Below are 19704 nucleotides of genomic sequence, written 5' to 3' on the forward strand. Positions count from 1 at the left end.
TCAATGATTCGTAAGTATTTTAAAGTTGTTTGTTTATCCTTTGGTATTTCAATGTTCACGGCAACTACGTCTTGCAAAGAGGAAAAAAAATCTGTTAAACAAACTAAGGTTTCTTTTAAAAAAGAAGGTGAATTACAACTTATGAAAGCAGTAAACGATTCTGTTATTGCTGAATTAGATATTGAAATAGCCGACAATGATTATGAAACACAAACCGGACTTATGTATCGTGAATCCATGGAAGTAAATCGTGGTATGCTGTTTATTTTTCCCGATTCAAGACCACGTTCATTTTACATGAAGAACACCAAAATACCTTTAGATTTAATTTACCTTGACACCGATAAAACCGTGGTTAGTTTTCAAGAAAATGCAAAACCTTTTGATGAAAGCTCTTTACCTTCTAATGCACCTGCTAAATATGTATTAGAAGTCAATGCAGGTTTAGTTAAGCAATGGCATTTAGAAGTTGGCGACAAAATGATCTTTACAAAAGATTAAATAAGAAATAGAACAATAAAAAAAGCCTTTTTGATAATTCAAAAAGGCTTTTTTTATTGTTATTTGAAAACAGGCTTATGCCTGTTCTTCTTCCTCAACTTCTTTTACTTTGTGCTTTAAGGCTTCTTTAGCATCACCTTTCTTAACCGAATCATACATTAATGGTGTAGCAATAAACATAGATGAGTATGTACCTACTATAACACCAACAATTAAGGCAAACATAAATCCTCTAATGGAATCACCTCCAAATACAAAGATTGAAAGTAACACTACCAAAGTAGTTAAAGAGGTGTTTAATGTTCTACTTAGTGTACTGCTTAATGACGAGTTAATAACCTTATTAAACGGCCATGACGAGTGCTCATTAAAGAATTCCCTAATTCTATCGAACACAACAACCGTATCGTTCAACGAATAACCAATAACTGTAAGTATTGCAGCTATAAACGCTTGATCTATTTCCATACTAAATGGCATGTACTTATAAGTTAACGAGAACACACCCAATACAATTAATACATCATGGAAAACCGCAGCAACGGCTCCTAACGAGAATTGCCATCTTTTAAATCGGAATAAGATGTACAGGAATACTACAATTAAAGAACCTAAAATGGCTAAATAAGATGCATTCTTGATATCATCAGCAATTGTAGGGCTCACTTTGTAATATTTCATTAAACCAATTGTTTTGGCCTCATCATCACTAATGAACTCTTCATAAGACAACCCATCAAAATAGGGCTGTAACTCGTTATATAATGTAGTTCTTATTTCTTCATCTACTGCATTATCAGTTTCGTTTACCTTGTACTTTGTTGTAATCTTTAATTGATTGGCACTTCCAAAAGTTTTTGCCTCTGCACTTCCAAAAGCATCAGATAAGGCTGATGAAATTTCATTAGCACTTACATCTTGAGCAAAGCGTACCTGATACGTACGACCTCCTACAAAATCTACACCTTGGTCTAAACCATTTGTAAATAACGAGCCTAAACTCAATAATATTAAAGCTCCAGAAATAATGTAAGCGGCTTTCCTTTTCTTAAGAAAATTGATATTAATATTTCTGAAAAGGTTTTTGGTAATAGCAGTACTAAAATCTAAAGTTCCGCCTCTTTCAGCATACCAATCTACTAACAACCTAGTGATGAAAATAGCAGTAAATAACGATGTACCAATACCGATTAATAATGTTGTTGCAAAACCTTTAATTGGCCCTGTACCGAATATAAATAGAATAAGAGCAGTTAAGCCTGTTGTGATGTTGGCATCTAAAATAGAAGACAAGGCATTACTAAATCCATCAGCAATAGATTCCTTCATACCTTTACCTTTAGCCAATTCTTCACGTATACGTTCAAAAATAAGCACGTTGGCATCCACAGACATACCAATTGTTAATACAATACCTGCAATACCTGGCAATGTTAAAACAGCTCCTAACCCTGATAACACACCAAAGATTAAAACGATATTAAACAACATGGCAATATCAGCAAACAAACCTGCTTTACCGTAGTATAAGAACATCCAAACCAATACAACACCTAATGCGATTAAGAATGACATTTTACCGCTGTCAATAGCCTCTTGTCCTAACGATGGCCCAACAACTTCTCCTTGAATAATATCTGCAGAAGCCGGTAATTTACCAGCACGTAATACGTTAGCTAAATCGGTTGCTTCATTTAATGTAAAACTACCTGAAATAGACGAGTTACCTCCTGAAATTGCTCCTGTAGTTACACCTGGAGCAGAATATACAACGTTATCTAAAACAATAGCTATTTGAGAACCTTGGGTAAAGGCTTTCCCAGTCATTTCTTCCCAGATTTTCGCGCCTTTAGCATTCATCTGCATAGACACATTTGGCTTTCCAACTGCATCATACTCTTGACGAGCATCTGTAACCACAGCTCCACTTAATGGTGGTACGTTATCACGGTTTCCAATTAAAGCATATAGCTCAACTACTTCGCTATCTTTAGCTGGTTTTCCAAATACAAACTTTACAAAACGTTGCTCTGCTGGTAATAACGATCGTACTTGAGGCATATTCAAGTACTCCATTACTTGCTCCTTGTCTTTAATATTAACTATAGCTAATGCAGCAGGATCTGGCGATTGGAACAACAAATCACGAAGTGGATTAACCTCAACTGCAGTAGAATCTGGATCTGCTCCTAATAAATCTTCAATGGCATCATCTTCAGAATCTTGAGGTTCTTCATCAACAACCTCTTCTTTTTCTGGAGTTTGCATGTCTTTAAGAACATTGTTAGCTTCAACTAAAAAAGGACCAAATAAATCGCGTTTGTAAACTTCCCAAAACTCTAATTGAGCCGTACTCTGTAATAACTTAATAGCACGTTCTTTATCTTTTACACCTGGCAATTCTACTAAAATACGACCAGAGTTTCCTAAACGCTGGATACTTGGTGACGTAACACCAAACTCATCAATACGTTTACGAAGTACTTCAAAAGCTGAAACGATTGATTCATCAATTTTACGCTCGATAATTGGCTTAACCTCATCGTCTGTCATTGAGCCTTCTATCTCACCATCTAGCGCTCTTGTGTAAAAAATATCTGGAGAGGCTAATTTGGTGTCGCCTTTAATGTTATCAAACGCAACATAAAAATCCTCTAAAAATGTATTCTGACTATTCTTTTGTATTTCTTCAGCATCATCTAAAGCTTTATTAAAAACAGGGTCTTTACTATAGTTAGCAAGACCTTTCAAGATATCTTTTACAGAAACTTGTAAAATAACACTTACACCACCTTTTAGATCTAAACCTAAATTCATGGCGTTTTCTTTTACTTCATTGTAGGTGTAATTTGCGATTCCTAAATTAAAAACTTCTTCGTTTGCTATAGAATCTAAATACTTACGTTCTTTTACTTCATCGCCATTAGAAACCACTTGAGCAGCTTCCTCAATACTATTTGCTTTGAATGTAAAAGACAGCTGATAAATACTTACCAAACCGAACAAAACAGCAAATAGTTTTACTAATCCTTTATTTTGCATTGTTATTGATTTTTATGTGTCAAATTTTTTAAAAAACGAGCAAATATAGAACTTACCGTATAATTTGACAATTATTTTTTTATGAATAAACTATTGATTGATTTGCCTTTCAAATGCTTTTAGAAAGGCTTCTTAAAATTTAATTTTAAGCTTATGGAGTTAATTGGGAATTTTTTCCGTGTTATGAATTCCCTATTCTGTTAGGACCAGCCCTTACTTCTGGTATGACATAGGAATTATTATCTATTGAAATACTGATAGCACTCCATTTCTTGAATGATACCTGTATTAAAAATTCTTCGTTTTGATTGTTTAAAACCGATGAAGCATATAACGAATTAGGATCGTAATATCTATCGCTTTCTGTTTTTTTAATTACTATACAACCATCAAACCCAGAGTTATAATCATTTCCGGTTTGAATTTCAAAAATGTCTAAATTGTAATTACCCTGTTTGTTTCCATCTGAATCTTCTTCAACTGGTTTTTTTTCGGGATAGTTTAGATGTAATCGCTTTTCTTTAGAAAGGACCTCCCTAACACTTGCTACATCTACATGACTGTAATACGTAATAACAAGTTTACCTTGATTTTCATGCTTAACCTGAATATTATCTACCCCTAAATCGCTTAACTGATTTTTTACAATAGAAATGGTATTTCTAGCTTCAAGCGAGTTAGAATCTATATTGGTGAAATGCAACACCAATTCCTGATTAGCATTTGCGGTTTGCTGTTGACTAACAACACCTACAAATGTTAGGAATAGTATTAGTATATAAATGTGCAATCGGGTTTTCACGCGCCAAATATAAAAAAAATAAAGACTGTATTGCTACAGTCTTTATATAATTATATCTGTTATATCTCGTAATACAACGTTTTTGGTAGTAAAACTACATACCTTGTAATGATTCTGTTTTTTCGTAACCTTCTGGTGGCGTCATATCAAATTTATCATCAGAAACCGATTCTTTTTTAATTTCGGTTACTTCACTTGTAATTTTCATACCCATGCCCATTTGGCTTACATTCATTTCCATATACATAGGATAACCTGGTAATTTTGCACCAAGTTGAGTAACTTGATTAGACATAGCTGAAATTTTATCTGTTACGTAGATATCCATTTGTACTTCAGTACCATCTTTAGTTGTTGTTAAATTATACTCTTGGCATGTGTAACCTAATATTTCTTTGGTCTCATCACCTTTTTCAATTTTAACATCTTTCATATCTTCATTTTCAGGATCAATGCTCTTCACAACATACTTTTTTCCAACCATTTGATTATCCATAGCAACCATCATTTCATTGGAATCACCATCCATGATTGATGTTGAGTTTCCTGTCATTAAATTAAAGGTCTCTGTACGTGTTTTATTGCCTTTAAAATATGTTGTTGACACAATTTCCCCTACCATAGCCAATTGTGCTTGAACTTGCTCATTATCGCTTGACATGGTTTGTTTAGAGGTCACTACCCCTTCAGTTAATTTTTCTTGAGCAAAAACTGTAACGTTTAATGCCAATACTAAAACAAAAATTAGTTTTTTCATGTGAGTTATTTTTTAAAATTTAATTATTAATAGTTGTTCTAGTATTTGTAGCACAACTCTCTATTTTGTTACTAAAGTAGCCTAATAAGTATTAGACATCAAGTAATCCATTTGTTTTTTTAACGCCTTCTGCACTGGTATTTAAATGCTCCTTCTCTGCATCATTTAAATCCAGTTCAACAATACTTTCAATTCCGTTACGGCCCAAAATTACTGGCACACCAATACATAAATCAGATAAACCGTACTCACCACTTAACAAGGCAGAACATGGAAACATTTTTTTCTGATCGCAAGCAATAGCTTGAACTAAAGCAGAAACAGCCGCACCAGGCGCATACCATGCAGACGTACCTAATAATTTAGTTAATGTTGCTCCACCTACTTTAGTATCTTCTTTTACTTGGCTTAAACGGTCTTCTGAAATAAATTCTGAAACCGGCACACTATTTCTTGTTGCTAAACGCGTTAACGGCACCATACCAACATCGCTATGTCCTCCAATTACCATGCCATCTACATCACTTATTGGCGCTCCTAAAGCTTCTGCCAAACGATATTTAAAACGAGCAGAGTCTAAAGCACCTCCCATTCCTATAATTCTGTTTTTAGGAAGATTGGTAGACTTATGAGCCAAATAGGTCATGGTATCCATTGGGTTACTCACAACAATTAATATGGTGTTAGGCGAATGCTCAATTAAACTTGAGGAAACAGACTTTACAATACCCGCATTAATTCCAATAAGCTCCTCACGAGTCATTCCTGGTTTTCTTGGAATACCAGATGTAATGACACAAATATCACTATTTGCTGTTTTTGAATAATCATTTGTAACTCCTGTAATTTTAGTATCAAAACCATTCAATGAAGCGGTTTGCATTAAATCCATTGCCTTACCTTCTGCAAAACCTTCTTTAATATCCAATAAAACGACTTCACTAGCAAAATCTTTTATGGCAATGTATTCTGCACAACTGGCACCTACTGCTCCTGCTCCAACTACTGTTACTTTCATAATGTTTTTATATTTTAATTTTGTGTTGTTTTTTGAGACTGCGAAATTACGAATTATTATAGTGTAAATGAAAAAGCAGAAGAATATTCTTCTGCTTTAACACTAATTATTTGAAGCTCTTACGCATCAATATTGGCATAAATTGCATTCTTCTCAATAAACTCTCTACGTGGCGGTACTTCGTCACCCATTAACATTGAGAAAATTCTATCTGCCTCTCCACCGTTATCGATATTTACCTGGCGTAACGTTCTAAAATCTGGATTCATGGTTGTGTCCCAAAGTTGTTCAGCATTCATCTCACCTAGACCCTTATAACGTTGTACACTCACACTGCCTCCAAATTCTTCGGCAATGGTGTCACGCTCTTTATCAGACCATGCATAACGCTTTTTATTACCTTTTTTTACCAAATATAATGGTGGTGTAGCAATATAAATATGGCCATTTTCAATTAACTCCTTCATGTATCTAAAGAAGAATGTTAGAATTAAAGTAGCAATGTGCGACCCATCAATATCGGCATCACACATGATTACGACTTTATGGTAACGTAATTTTGATAGGTTCAATGCTTTACTATCTTCTTCGGTACCAATAGTCACACCAAGAGCCGTGAAGATATTTTTTATTTCTTCGTTTTCAAACACCTTATGCGTCATGGCTTTCTCCACATTCAATATTTTACCACGTAAAGGCAAAATAGCTTGAAATGCTCTATCACGACCTTGTTTTGCAGTTCCGCCTGCCGAATCTCCCTCAACCAAAAACACTTCGCATTTTGCTGGGTCTTGTTCTGAACAATCTGATAGTTTACCTGGCAAACCACCAATACTCATCACGGTTTTACGCTGTACCATTTCACGTGCTTTCTGTGCAGCATGCCTTGCCTGCGCAGCAAGAATTACTTTTTGTACAATGGTTTTGGCATCATCTGGATGCTCTTCTAAATAATCCGTAAGCATTTCAGAAACAGCCTGACTAACAGAAGCCGAAACTTCACGGTTACCTAACTTGGTTTTAGTCTGTCCCTCAAATTGAGGTTCAGCTACTTTTACGGATACAATAGCCGTTAAACCCTCACGGAAATCATCACCAGCAATATCAAATTTCAATTTATCCAACATACCGGATTCGTCAGCATACTTTTTAAGGGTATGCGTCAAGCCACGACGGAATCCAGAAAGATGCGTACCTCCTTCGTGTGTATTAATATTGTTTACATATGAATGTAAATTTTCAGCATACGACGTATTGTAAACCATGGCTACCTCCACAGGAACACCATTTTTTTCACCCTCAAAAGCAATCACATCCTGCATTAATGGCTCACGGTTGCCGTCTAGGAATTTCACAAACTCTGGCAATCCATTTTCTGAATGAAATGTTTCACCTTCAAAAGATCCATCTTCCTTTTTATGACGCTTATCTACTAAATGAACCGTGATACCTTTATTTAAATAGGCTAACTCACGCATTCTGCTCGCTAAAGTATCGTAGCTGTATTCTAAAGTCTGCGTAAATATTGTTGGATCGGGTTTAAACGTTACCGTTGTACCTCTTTTATCCGTTTCACCAATTTGTTTTACTGGGTAAAGTGTTTTTCCGCGCTCATACTCTTGCTCCCAAATCTTACCATCTCTGTAAACAGTTGCTTTTAAGTGTTCCGAAAGTGCATTCACACAACTCACACCAACACCATGCAAACCACCTGACACTTTATAAGAATCTTTATCAAACTTACCACCAGCACCAATTTTAGTCATTACAACTTCTAATGCCGAAACACCTTCTTTTTTATGAATATCTACAGGAATACCTCTACCGTCATCTTCAGTGGTAATAGAATTATCTTCGTTTATAGTAACGGTTATATTATCACAGTGCCCAGCCAATGCTTCATCAATGGAGTTATCGACAACCTCATACACTAAATGGTGCAATCCTCTAACACCTACATCTCCAATATACATGGAAGGACGCATACGTACATGCTCCATTCCTTCGAGTGCCTGAATACTATCGGCTGAATACTGTTTTTTGTTTTCTTCGCTCATGAATTTATATCTTTTAAATCTTAAATTTTTTACAATAAAAAAATGACGCCTGCGCATCATTTTCGGATACTTACAAATATACGAATTACAGATGCTTTTTAAAAGCATTTTAACGAGTATCGTTTATTTTTATTAACATTTGTTAATTACTCAAAAATGGCTTAAATCGCCTAAAAAGTGCCTTAAAACAGATTTTGAAGTTTTTTAACACTCCTTGAAAATTGATAAAATACAAAAACGCTTTATAGCGGTTTTAACGCGTTTATAGTTTGATGGAATTACATTAAAAAAATTATGTTTTGCTTCGAAAAAAAAGTAAAACATTCCATTTCCAAATCAGAAATGTTACCAGTAAATAAAAGCCATTGAATAACATTAACATGGAGATAAAAGGTGTCCACGTATCAAACATAACCGTGTTGGGAATAAAAAAGATACTCTCACCTGAAATATCACTACTAATTAAATGACGTGTAGCCCAATTATTACCCAAGTGAAGACCAATAGGAAAATAGAGCGTTTTAGATTTTAACAATCCTGTGGCAAATAACAAATGTCCTACAGGTATTGAAACGCTTAACATAACAATCATACCCAAATTACTCAACACGCCTTCATCTAACACATGAATGAGTGTAAATAAGATAGAAAAAATTACGTTGGCTATAACCACATTGGATACTTCAATCGTTTTTTTAAACAAGTAACCTCTAAATAATAATTCTTCAGTGGCGACTTGTGGTAAAATAAAATAGAACGCGTACAATAGTGTTGAATAATCTATTGAAACTGACAATTCAAAGGTTTCACCAACCAATAAAGCTCTTAAATATTTAGCCCCAAAAAAGGCAAAAGCTCCGATTAAAACACCAAGCGGCAGAAACAATAAATTCCTTAAACTAAAATTTAATCCAATAGTTTTTAATGTTTTCCCTTCTCCTTTATACAAAAACCAAGTAGCTATAAATAAAAGTATTGGTGTCGTATAAGGAAAATACTGTTTAACTACGCCAACATTGATGAACAAGCTTAAGGCTAAGGCAACCACAAATAATAATATTGCCAAAACAAATCTTGAAGCATTTGGGTAGTTTTTTATAACCTTTTTCATGATAGTTTGCTTTCAGTTTGTGAATACAACTTTGTCTTCAATAAAAACTTCAGACAAATCAACGTAGCTACAGAAGGAAACAAGCCTTTAAACAAATTAAAAAACAACCAATTCCAATCGTTAACATCTATACTTGATACTTTCTGAAAGAAAATTTCACCATAAGGTTGTGATTCAAAAAAACAAGCGTTTATTAAATTCACACCTAAATGAAACCCTAAACCCGTCATTATAGATTTTGTTTTATAAAATGTATAAGCCCAGACGTATCCTGTAAAACCCGTTACAACCAAAACATACGACAAAAGAATTAGCCTTCCTTCAATAATACCATATGAAAACCAATGATACACACCAAACATGATAGCCGATAACCAAATGGCTTTTACAGAACCTATTCTTTGAATTAAAATATACAGTATAGCACCTCTAAAAATCAAGTCTTCAGTTAACGCTGACTTTAAATGATATATAAAAGCATTGAAAAACGTGGCGTAATCTATTGCCTTTGACTTCCACTCTACATTTAAAATTTGGGTTTCGATATAAATGTTTATCAACACAATAAGGGTAATGACTAAAAAACCAATTACCAATTGACCCAATCTATTTAGGTTTGGAATAATGCCTAAAACATCGATATTTTTTTTCTCAATAAAGCGTAGAAGCGCCCATGAGATTACTATTATTATTAATAATCCTAACATTTGAAATACGTTTTAAATTAAAGTTACACCTCTTTTGGTTTCAAAAAAGGGATTGAAAATGGATACTTAAAAGTCCCTGTTTGCAGTGATCTTGAGATATTGTATATCGTGGTGATGATACCAAAAAGCACAATCGTTCCAGAAATAAAAAAATTATAACCTGGAATAATAAAAAAGGACAATAATGACAAAATGAACAGCAAGGCCATTGTCCCATGAAAATTTACAACAGCTCTACCATGGGCATCATATACCTTGCTATCTTCAGCTTTATGAATCCAAAGAAATAGCGGAAACAAAATACTACCAAATGGAATGATTAATCCTAAAAAAGGAGAACCATGAAGTAACAACATCCATTTGCGTTGTATGACTTCCTCTTTGGGATCTTCAAGAATTAACAATTCGTCAATCTCAATTTCAAGGCCTGCTGCCAATAATTTCACCGTTTGAAGATGCGGTTGTACATCACCTTTTTCTATACGCTGAATGGTTCTAACCGTAACAGTAGTTTTATCAGAAAGTTGCTCTTGCGTATATCCTTTTAGCTTTCGCTGATAGGTTAAATTTTCGCTTAAAGAATTTTTATTCATTTTTGATTATTTTTCTGGTACAAATCTACTTCATGTAATTGGATTTTAACACGACATTTAAATGTCACCTAGCTGTCATTTGTAAGTATCATAAGGGTTAGAGGGGACAAACATCTTTATTTTATGATTTCTGTTGTTAAAATGAAATCTCTAAAGGTATTTATTTTCCAAGAGGAGTGATATACGTATGTGGCGAAAGAATTTAATCATTTATATAAATTTCAAGTTAGTTCTAATATTCATCTAAATAGCTCTCTAAATAATTAATCATATCTTCTGTTTTATCCTTAATTGACCTTTTATATTCTCCTATAATAAGGTACATCAAACTTTTAGCTGTAATCATGGTCAACATAGTATCCAGAATTTCTTTATCAGACTTATTTTTCCAATATTGATCCAAAAGAGGACCTCTAACTACATAGTCGTCTAAACGTGAATTTTCACTTTGCACAGTAACTATATCTGAATATTTCGTTTGGTTATTCAAATAAATGGATACGTTCTGATCCATTATACGCAAACCCTTTATCTGTTCAGCATTATGGGTCAAAATTTTGTTTTTTAAGTCTTGATCAAAATCATCAATACGACCTGTACTTAATAAAGAAGTAATGGTATTTCTGTTTAAGGTGTTACTTGGATCGAAAAAAGGGGAATACTCATATCGAGCAATACGCCTTGCAGAATCAATTGTGGCTAAAGGATGTGATAATCGCAATCTAAAATCTTTTAACCTATTATGATCTTGATCTATATAACCAAGGTCTTCACGTAGCTGTAATGTGTCCTTTTTTAAATCTGAAATTAATGATTCAAGCGCTATCTTTACAGCTACTTTACTTTTTCTTTTCTCATTCCAATTGTTAATCTGCAACGCAATGAGAATACCAATAACCACAAGTATAATCTCACCAATAGCGTATTTAAAATATTTGGATGTTTTATTTTCCATAAGGAGTGATTTACGAATATGACGGAAGAATTTAATCATGATTATACATTTTAACTATAGAAACAAAAACTTACAGATTAATCCTCATAGGTTTCGCATTCCCTTATAATTTCGTTATGCAATTGTTTGGCGTCCTTATAGAATCTCAAAATAAATCTATTCTGAAAAACCCTATTTATCAAAACATTCTCATAGGATTTTAATTTAAGAAGCCCCTCATTAGAACCTTCAAAATTTGAAATATCGTAGCCGTATGGATTACTTGAAATTAAGTTTTTCACAATAGCATGTTCTTCCAAATACTCAAAATACTTTTTTCCTCCCGAAATATAGAAATCGTACCAGCTTAACAAATTACTGTAAAAACTTTCCCACTCAATCAATCGCTCCTTTAAATCATTATTGGAAAGCTTCGAAAGTTTTCCTGAATTCTTTATGTTACTTAAAGTGTATAGGCTAGGATCCCAAACTGACATTCTGAAGGTCATCGCAATAAGGCTATCAACTTTCTTTAAATCACCTTCCATGTATTCTGGACCAGTATGGTCTAATAAAACATTTCCCGCATTAATAAACGCTTCCACATTACGCATATTAGACTCAAGATCGATTACGTTCTTCTGGAATTCTAGCTTAAGACTGGCTATGGTTGCTTTTTCTTCTTTTAAGGTTTTTCTACCTTCATTCCAATTGTTGATTTGGAGCGCAATGAGAATACCAATAACCACAAGAATGATTTCGCCCAAAGCATACAGTAAGTATTTAGAAAACTTGTTTTCTGATAAAAGGCGTTGACGTATTTTTCTGAAGAATTTAATCATATAATTTGGCTGGTTAATGTCTAAATATAAGTAATTTATAAAATAAAAAAAGCCAGTTTTGAAACTGACTTTCAATTATTTATCAATAAATAAAACTTAAAAGGTTTTTATTACTCTTAATACTGCTGAAGCTTCAGTTTCTGAATCTTCAAATCTTGGACCAATTCCAAATTGAAATGCCAAACCACTATCAAACTCGTAATGCATTTGAGGTAATATTAAAAGTGACATCTCATTATCATCTCTTCCCTGTAACGTAGGATCTGTATTATTTAGTTCTAAACCAAATACTACATGCTCATTTAAATTAGCAAAAAGTGAAGCATTCAACAAAATAGTTTCTTTTTTATCTGGTGCATCAGATCCTGCTTCCAACATGACACCAAAAAGACCTAGCGTGCTCCATGTTTTATTAAACCTATAGGCTGGCACATACAGAATGCTAAATTCGGTTATATTATCATGAAGCATGGTTTCACCAATTACTTGTAAACCATGAATATATTTGTTGTTTTTAGATTGCCCAATAGTCCATTGAACAGCCATTTTTACAGCCTCCAATTCAAAATTTTCAAAAGGCAATTCTAATTCTACAGCAAAACTATCAAATATAGCATACTCTACTTCTGGCGCCCATTCTACTTCTCTTGATGAAATATTATTAATAGGAAAATCTGCAAGCGCATTAATTTCCAGTTCACCTTTTTTTGCACCTAAACCACGCACCAAATCAAACATAAGAGGTTCGGGAATATCAATGGATTCTTGATTAAGATTTTCTTGTGCAATAATTTCATTATGACAACTAAATAAGGCAATAAAAATTCCCAAAAAGCCGAATAACTTATTAGATTTTACCATAATTACACATAAAATTTAAAGTAAAGATACTTCATTTTAAAAATAAAAAAACCAACACATTTGTTGGTTTTAATAATTAATAAGCATCATCATGTACTTTCGCAACAGCTCGACCACTTGGGTCGTTCATGTTCTTGAAAGCTTCATCCCACTCCAATGCAATTTTTGTGCTACAAGCCACACTTGGTTCTTGAGGCACACTTAATGCAGCCGCATCGCTAGGAAAATGTTCTTCAAAAATGGAGCGGTAGTAAAACTCCTCTTTGTTTTGTGGTGTTTGTATAGGGAACCTAAAGTGTGCATTTGACATTTGTTCGTCTGAAATCTCACTATCCACTAATTCTTTAAGCGTATCAATCCAACTGTAACCCACACCATCACTAAACTGTTCTTTTTGTCGCCATGCCACACTTTCTGGCAACATATCCTCAAAAGCCTTACGGATGACCCATTTTTCCGTAGCCTGTCTTGAGCGTGAGTCGATAGGATCACCATTAATCATTTTGTCTTCTGGGTTGATTCGCATAGCGACATCTATAAATTCTTTATCCAAAAACGGTACACGACCCTCTATTCCCCAGGCTGCCAAACTTTTATTCGCCCGTAAACAATCGTATTGGTGCAATTTACTTAATTTACGAACCGTTTCTTCATGAAATTCTTGAGCATTTGGTGCTTTGTGAAAATAAAGATAACCACCAAACAACTCGTCTGCTCCTTCACCAGACAGCACCATTTTAATTCCCATAGATTTTATAACTCGTGCCATTAAATACATAGGTGTACTGGCACGAATGGTTGTAATATCATAGGTTTCTAAATTGTAAATCACATCACGAATCGCGTCAAGCCCTTCTTGAATGGTAAATTTAATTTCATGGTGAACCGTACCAATATGATCTGCCACTTTCTTCGCCGCTGCTAAATCTGGAGAACCTTCCAATCCAACCGAGAAACTATGCAGTTGTGGCCACCAAGCCTGTTCTTTATCATCGGCTTCAACACGACGTTCAGAATATTTTTTTGCAATAGCCGAAGTAACTGAAGAATCCAAACCACCGGACAATAGTACACCATAAGGCACATCGCTCATAAGCTGTCTATGTACAGCGTCTTCAAGTGCTTGTCTAATTTCAGCAATTTCTGTTTGGTTATCCTTAACGGCTTCAAAATCTTCCCAGTCCCGTTTATACCATTTTACAAATTCTCCATCTCTACTACTCATATAGTGCCCAGGTGGAAACAATTCAATTTTAGAGCAATATCCTTCTAATGCTTTCAACTCTGACGCAACATAAAACGTTCCATGTTTATCCCAACCTATATATAAAGGAATAATACCCATATGATCACGGGCAACAAAATACTCGTCTCTTTCAACATCGTATATTGCAAAACCAAAAATACCACTAAGTTCATCAACAAAGTCAGTCCCTTTTTCTTGATATAAAGCCAAAATAACTTCGCAGTCACTTTGAGTTTGGAATTGGTATTTTCCTTTAAATTGAGAACGTAATGATCTATGGTTATAAATCTCACCATTTGCAGCTAGTATTAATTTTTTATCCTCACTAAACAATGGTTGTTTACCAGAAGCTGGATCCACAATAGCCAATCTTTCGTGAGCCATTATCACTTTATCGTCACTGTAAATACCGCTCCAATCTGGACCTCTATGACGAATTTTTTTTGCCATTTCTAAAACTTGAGGTCTTAAATCTTCTGTTTTTTGTTTTAAATCAAACGCACAAACAATTCCACACATAATTCTATTTGTTTATTATAAATTAATAACAAATATGATTCATTTAGTTTATACAATAAACTATAATATTGTTTTTAATTACAAAAATTAATTTAAATAATGAACTATAAACACATTTGTAATTTAATTAGTTGAAAAAGTAATATTTTGCTTTATAATTGTAAATTTTAACAGAACCTTTCGACTTTAAATCAATGAATTCAATAATTTTATACTTATTAATTAACCTATTTTCACTTAAGTGAAAATGCAAACTATTATCAATGAAAAAATTATCAATTATTACTGCACTGTCATTTGCATTTACGATGCTACTATCTTTAAATGTTTCAGGACAAGAGTTTGCACCAATGGATAAAAGTCCGATGGACGCTGCATCTTTCCCTTCTAGCTACAAGGAATCCAACAAGCAAATCAAGATTGTTTATAGTAGACCTCAACTTAAAGGTCGTGAGGTTAGCAAATTGGCACCCAACAAGGAGGTATGGCGTACAGGTGCTAATGAAGCTGCTGAATTAACCCTTTATGAAGATATGAAATTAGGGGATACTAGAATTCCAGCTGGGACTTATACATTTTATGTTATTCCTGGCAATGAAGAATGGACAGCCATAATAAGCAAAGATTTAAACGTTTGGGGAAGTTATTTTTACAACCAAGCTAATGATGTAGCACGGTTGAATGTTCCAGTAAAAGAAGATGAAAATGTACTCGAAGCGTTTTCTATTGCTTTTGAGGAAGCAAAAAACGGTATTGATATGCATTTAGGTTGGGGCAAAACCCGAATAACTGTTCCTTTTACAAAATAATCTACCTGGATTAATTTCCTGCAAGATAAAAACGCCTTGATTTTTCAAGGCGTTTTTTTATGGTATATTCAAATACTTATGGGTTTGTAAACTTACTTTCCATTTAGGATTTCCCATAACATAATCAACAATCAAAGGAATAACTTTATCACGCTTACTCCATTCTGGCTGTAAGTACAAAATACAGTTAGCATTAACTTTACTCGCTTGTTCTTCAGCAAACCTAAAATCATCTTTATTATAAATAATACATTTTAGTTCATTGGCCTTGGTATAAATCTCTTCCTTTGGTAATTTCATTTTTTTGGGTGACAAACAAATCCAATCCCAAACGCCTGATAATTTATAAGCTCCTGAAGTTTCAATATGGGTCTGAACCCCTTTAGCTTTTAATTGGGTAGTTAACTCTGTCATATCCCAAGTTAAAGGCTCACCACCAGTAACCACAATGGTATCACTATATTTTACGGCATTTTCAACAATTTTATTGGTTTCGGTAGGCGGATGCAATTCTGCCAGCCAACTTTCTTTAACATCGCACCAATGGCAGCCAACATCACAGCCACCAATTCTTACAAAATAGGCCGCAGTCCCTTTATGATAGCCTTCACCTTGAATGGTATAAAATTCCTCCATTAAAGGCAACAACAATCCCTTGTCAATCAACTCTTGTCTCTCACTTCTTGTCATAGCTTGCAAAGATAACCCACTGATTTTAGTTTCCTGTAAAATTGTTGAAAAGATTTTCAAAGGTATTGCACCAAGATTAGTATTTTTATGAAAATTTTAAATAATGAGCAGACAGGATGAATTCTTTAAACATATAACTGAAGGCAATACTAATAAAGGAGAATATATAACATTGGGATCTGCCATGTTGGATGGCAAAACCGTTAAAAATGCCTATGTGAATGTTCCTTTAAAAACCATGAACCGTCATGGCTTGATAGCTGGAGCCACCGGAACAGGAAAAACAAAAACGCTTCAAGTATTAGCTGAAAATTTAAGTGAAAAAGGTGTGCCTGTATTGCTAATGGACATTAAAGGCGATTTAAGCGGGTTGGCGCAACCAAGTCCTGGACATCCTAAAATAGATGAACGACACGCGGCCATCGGGTTGCCTTTTGAACCTAAAGCATTTCCAGTTGAAGTTCTTACATTATCTGAACAGGATGGTGTTAGATTACGAGCGACTATCAGTGAATTTGGACCTGTATTAATTTCCAGAATTTTAGATGTTACCGAAACACAAGCCGGAATAATATCGGTAATTTTTAAATACTGTGATGATAACAAATTACCACTACTCGACTTAAAAGATTTCAAAAAAATATTACAATACGCAACTGGCGAAGGAAAAGAAGAATTTCAAGAAGCCTATGGTAGAATATCAACTGCTTCTACAGGTGCTATTTTGCGTAAAATAATTGAGATTGAGCAACAAGGTGGTGAGCTGTTCTTTGGTGAAAAATCCTTTGAAGTAGATGATCTTTTGCGAATAGACGAAAATGGACGTGGTTATATAAATATCATTAGATTGACTGACATTCAAGACAAGCCTAAACTATTCTCAACATTTATGTTAAGCCTATTGGCTGAAATTTATTCAACTTTTCCAGAGCAAGGTGATACTGGACGACCAGAACTCATTATGTTTATAGATGAAGCTCATTTAATTTTTAATGAAGCCTCAAAAGCTTTACTCAATCAAATTGAAAGTATTGTCAAACTAATTCGCAGTAAAGGTGTTGGCCTTTATTTTGTTACACAAAACCCTACAGATGTTCCTGAAGCCGTTTTGAGTCAACTGGGACTTAAAGTCCAACATGCTCTTCGTGCTTTCACTGCAAAAGACCGTAAAGCCATAAAACTTACGGCTCAAAATTATCCTGATACAGAATATTATGACACTGCAGACGTTTTAACTTCTTTAGGAACAGGAGAAGCCTTGGTGTCTGCATTAAATGAAAAAGGACGACCAACACCATTGGCCGCAACTATGATGCGGGCACCTATGAGTCGCATGGACATTTTAACCGATTCTGAATTAAAAAATTTATTATCAGAATCAAACCTAGTTAAAAAATATAACGAGGAAATAGATCGTGAAAGTGCTTACGAAATGCTTAATGAAAAAATTGAGCAAGCTGAAGCCGAAGAAGCAAAAGAAAAAGCTAGACAAGAAAAAGAAGCCCTAAAAAAGGCCGAATCAAAAAGAAAATCTGGAACTACTAGAAAAAGTACCAGAATGAATCCTATTGTTAAAGTATTGACAAGTGCCACATTTATAAGAAGCGTTTTTGGTATTCTAACAAAAGTTATGAAAAAATAAATCTGAATCTAAATTGAAATAATAACATGAATAAAAGTTTTTTACCCATAATTTTAATCGTATTGGTTATTGTTGGTTGCACTAAACAACAAGACCCCTTTTTAATTAGCAAAAAAAGTATAGGCCTGCTTACTGACTCTACCCAAGTAAAAGAACTAAAAACTATTTATAAAAATGACTCTTTGGTTTTTGCAAAGGACACTAACAAATTTATTGATGACGGTCGAGACATAGAGGTTTTTGATACTTCTGGCAAATCTCTTTTGATATTAACTCCAAACAAAGTTTCTGACTCAACAGCAACTATAGAAACTATAAAAATTATCGATTCACGTTACAAAACAGCAAAAGGTTTATCAGTATCTAGTACGTTTGGAGATATTGAAAAAAACTATAAAATATCAAGTATCCAAAACACTCTAAAAAATGTAGTTGTGTTTGTAAATGAAATTGATGCTTTTATCACCATAGATAAAAAAGAACTCCCTGCAGAATTACAATTTAATATGTCTGCACAGATAGAGGCTATTCAAATACCTGATAAAGCCAAAATAAAATACTTTATGATTGGATGGTAATATAAATCTATAAAAGCCTTATGAAATCTTCTATAATTTCAAGATTATTGGGATTTGTAGCCAAGAAAAAACTTGAGACTTCAAATCCCTCAAGTCATGTTTCTAAAAAACAAGTTGTAATACTTAAAAGAAATTTAAGAGTTGAACTAGAACACGCCATCAAAGAATCTGTTTTTATTATAATTGGGGTGTTTTCTGCTGGCTTTGGATTAAAAGGATTTCTATTACCCAATCGCTTTATCGATGGTGGTGCCACAGGCATATCGTTGCTTCTTGAAATAGTAACTGAAATTCCATTGAGCTATTTTCTAATTTTGGTCAATATTCCATTTATAATTTTAGGAGCCAAAATGCTCAACATAAGGTTTGCCGTAAAAAGCATAGTTGCTATTATGCTTTTGGCTTTTGTAGTACATTATATTGATTATCCTACTGTAACTGACGATAAATTACTAATAGCTGTTTTTGGTGGGTTTTTCCTAGGACTTGGAATAGGTATGGCCATGAGAGGCGGCAGTGTTATTGATGGAACAGAAGTTTTAGCTATTTTTTTAAGCAGAAAACTCTCGCTAACAATTGGTGACGTTTTACTATTAATTAATCTTATAATCTTTTCATTTGGCATTTATATTCTATCTATTGAAACAGGTCTTTATGCTATGTTGACTTATTTAGCTGCAGCCAGAACAGTAGATTTTGTTGTAGATGGAGTAGAAGAATATGTAGGTGTAACTATTATTTCAGCTCATCATGAGGAAATTAAAATTATGCTTATTGATAAATTAAGACGTGCATGTACTATTTATGAAGGGAAAGGCGGTTATGGGAAAAATGGAGTAAGTACTAAACGTGATATAATTTATACTGTTACAACACGTTTAGAATTAGCTAAATTAGAAACTGAAATTGATAAGATTGACAGTGAAGCTTTTATTATTAAAGGCATTGTAAAAGACATAAAGGGCGGCATGATTAAAAAACGCCCTCTTAAATAA

18 protein-coding genes are annotated in these 19704 nt (G+C 33.9%); 5 read left to right on the plus strand and 13 right to left on the minus strand.

What is annotated here, in order from left to right:
• The first annotated feature begins 3 nt into the window (after positions 1-3).
• Positions 4-501, plus strand: a complete 498-nt coding sequence (locus tag MTX13_RS02765) for a DUF192 domain-containing protein (protein WP_250432888.1) — start codon at positions 4-6, stop codon at positions 499-501.
• Positions 502-576: 75 nt separating this feature from the next.
• Here MTX13_RS02765 and secDF read toward each other — a convergent pair whose 3' ends face one another.
• The 12 genes from secDF to asnB all read right to left on the minus strand — a co-directional run bounded on the left by secDF (position 577) and on the right by asnB (position 14990).
• On the minus strand, positions 577-3543 hold the full coding sequence (secDF, locus tag MTX13_RS02770; protein WP_250432889.1) for a protein translocase subunit SecDF: 2967 nt from the start codon (positions 3541-3543) through the stop codon (positions 577-579).
• Between the two features lie 181 nt (positions 3544-3724).
• On the minus strand, positions 3725-4345 hold the full coding sequence (locus MTX13_RS02775; protein WP_250432890.1) for a hypothetical protein: 621 nt from the start codon (positions 4343-4345) through the stop codon (positions 3725-3727).
• Between the two features lie 94 nt (positions 4346-4439).
• The gene (locus MTX13_RS02780; protein WP_250432891.1) at positions 4440-5102 is read right to left on the minus strand and encodes a DUF4412 domain-containing protein; all 663 of its coding nucleotides are present in this window, start codon (positions 5100-5102) and stop codon (positions 4440-4442) included.
• A 91-nt stretch (positions 5103-5193) separates the two neighbouring features.
• A complete protein-coding gene (gene mdh / locus MTX13_RS02785; RefSeq protein WP_250432892.1) occupies positions 5194-6120 on the minus strand; it encodes a malate dehydrogenase in 927 nt (308 codons plus the stop codon).
• 119 nt (positions 6121-6239) lie between these two features.
• Positions 6240-8177, minus strand: a complete 1938-nt coding sequence (gene gyrB / locus MTX13_RS02790; RefSeq protein ID WP_250432893.1) for a DNA topoisomerase (ATP-hydrolyzing) subunit B — start codon at positions 8175-8177, stop codon at positions 6240-6242.
• A gap of 292 nt (positions 8178-8469) precedes the next feature.
• The gene (locus MTX13_RS02795; RefSeq protein ID WP_250432894.1) at positions 8470-9288 is read right to left on the minus strand and encodes a type II CAAX endopeptidase family protein; all 819 of its coding nucleotides are present in this window, start codon (positions 9286-9288) and stop codon (positions 8470-8472) included.
• Entirely contained in the window at positions 9285-9995 is a 711-nt protein-coding gene (locus tag MTX13_RS02800) for a CPBP family intramembrane glutamic endopeptidase (RefSeq protein ID WP_250432895.1), read from the minus strand. Before MTX13_RS02800 ends, MTX13_RS02795 begins: the two co-directional genes overlap by 4 nt.
• A gap of 23 nt (positions 9996-10018) precedes the next feature.
• On the minus strand, positions 10019-10588 hold the full coding sequence (locus MTX13_RS02805; RefSeq protein ID WP_250432896.1) for a helix-turn-helix domain-containing protein: 570 nt from the start codon (positions 10586-10588) through the stop codon (positions 10019-10021).
• A 232-nt stretch (positions 10589-10820) separates the two neighbouring features.
• Complete coding sequence (locus tag MTX13_RS02810; protein WP_250432897.1) at positions 10821-11582, minus strand: DUF6090 family protein; 762 nt, start codon at positions 11580-11582, stop codon at positions 10821-10823.
• A 38-nt stretch (positions 11583-11620) separates the two neighbouring features.
• Positions 11621-12364 carry a DUF6090 family protein gene (locus MTX13_RS02815; RefSeq protein WP_250432898.1) on the minus strand — a complete coding sequence of 248 codons (744 nt, stop codon included), beginning with the start codon at positions 12362-12364 and terminating at the stop codon, positions 11621-11623.
• Between the two features lie 96 nt (positions 12365-12460).
• Positions 12461-13225 (minus strand): hypothetical protein, encoded by a 765-nt coding sequence (locus MTX13_RS02820; protein WP_250432899.1) that lies wholly within the window; start codon positions 13223-13225, stop codon positions 12461-12463.
• A gap of 76 nt (positions 13226-13301) precedes the next feature.
• Complete coding sequence (asnB, locus tag MTX13_RS02825; RefSeq protein ID WP_250432900.1) at positions 13302-14990, minus strand: asparagine synthase B; 1689 nt, start codon at positions 14988-14990, stop codon at positions 13302-13304.
• Between the two features lie 263 nt (positions 14991-15253).
• Here asnB and MTX13_RS02830 point away from each other — a divergent pair, with 263 nt between their 5' ends.
• Positions 15254-15799, plus strand: coding sequence for a DUF2911 domain-containing protein (locus MTX13_RS02830; protein WP_250432901.1), 546 nt, complete (start codon positions 15254-15256; stop codon positions 15797-15799).
• 57 nt (positions 15800-15856) lie between these two features.
• On the opposite strand, the gene MTX13_RS02835 is transcribed toward MTX13_RS02830, so the two are convergent.
• Positions 15857-16489 carry a 7-carboxy-7-deazaguanine synthase QueE gene (locus MTX13_RS02835; RefSeq protein WP_250432902.1) on the minus strand — a complete coding sequence of 211 codons (633 nt, stop codon included), beginning with the start codon at positions 16487-16489 and terminating at the stop codon, positions 15857-15859.
• A 103-nt stretch (positions 16490-16592) separates the two neighbouring features.
• On the opposite strand from MTX13_RS02835, the gene MTX13_RS02840 reads away from it, so the two are divergent.
• Genes MTX13_RS02840 through MTX13_RS02850 form a run of 3 tightly spaced genes read left to right on the plus strand, consistent with a single transcriptional unit; the run spans position 16593 to position 19704 of the window.
• Positions 16593-18131 carry a helicase HerA-like domain-containing protein gene (locus MTX13_RS02840; protein WP_250432903.1) on the plus strand — a complete coding sequence of 513 codons (1539 nt, stop codon included), beginning with the start codon at positions 16593-16595 and terminating at the stop codon, positions 18129-18131.
• 26 nt (positions 18132-18157) lie between these two features.
• Entirely contained in the window at positions 18158-18709 is a 552-nt protein-coding gene (locus MTX13_RS02845) for a hypothetical protein (RefSeq protein ID WP_250432904.1), read from the plus strand.
• Between the two features lie 20 nt (positions 18710-18729).
• Positions 18730-19704 carry a YitT family protein gene (locus tag MTX13_RS02850; RefSeq protein ID WP_250432905.1) on the plus strand — a complete coding sequence of 325 codons (975 nt, stop codon included), beginning with the start codon at positions 18730-18732 and terminating at the stop codon, positions 19702-19704.

It is taken from the genome of Hanstruepera flava (genome assembly GCF_023634025.1).
In the GTDB taxonomy this organism is placed as follows: domain Bacteria; phylum Bacteroidota; class Bacteroidia; order Flavobacteriales; family Flavobacteriaceae; genus Hanstruepera; species Hanstruepera flava.